Below are 391 nucleotides of genomic sequence, written 5' to 3' on the forward strand. Positions count from 1 at the left end.
GTTTTTTCTCAATGTGGCTCAGAGCAGAATCGAGTGAGCCATTTTCTTTTTCCAGTTTGATGACTTCGGCATAGGCATTTGCCAGTTTGGTGCCAGGTTTTTCAGGTATTTTTTTCGAAATGCGATCGGTTTCGGAAAGTGGCAGCTTAAGAACCCTGCCCACATCTTTGATGGCCGATTTGGCAGCCATGGTACCAAGGGTGCAGATGTGCGCCACCTTGTCGTGTCCGTACTTGTTAGCTACCCAGTTGAGCACTTGTTGTCGGCCATCGTCGTCAAAGTCGATGTCAACGTCGGGCATCGATATACGATCTGGATTGAGGAATCGCTCAAACAGAAGATCGTACTTTATGGGATCCACACTGGTTATACCAACACAATATGCCACTGC

General features: G+C 47.6%; 1 pseudogene. It reads right to left on the reverse strand.

Features of this window, described 5'->3' with window-relative positions:
• Positions 1-388: pseudogene (gene dnaE / locus C6366_RS21385) on the reverse strand (DNA polymerase III subunit alpha); the annotation flags it as partial.
• Between the last annotated feature and the right edge of the window lie 3 nt (positions 389-391).

The sequence above is a fragment of the Desulfonatronum sp. SC1 genome (assembly GCF_003046795.1).
In the GTDB taxonomy this organism is placed as follows: Bacteria; Desulfobacterota; Desulfovibrionia; order Desulfovibrionales; family Desulfonatronaceae; genus Desulfonatronum.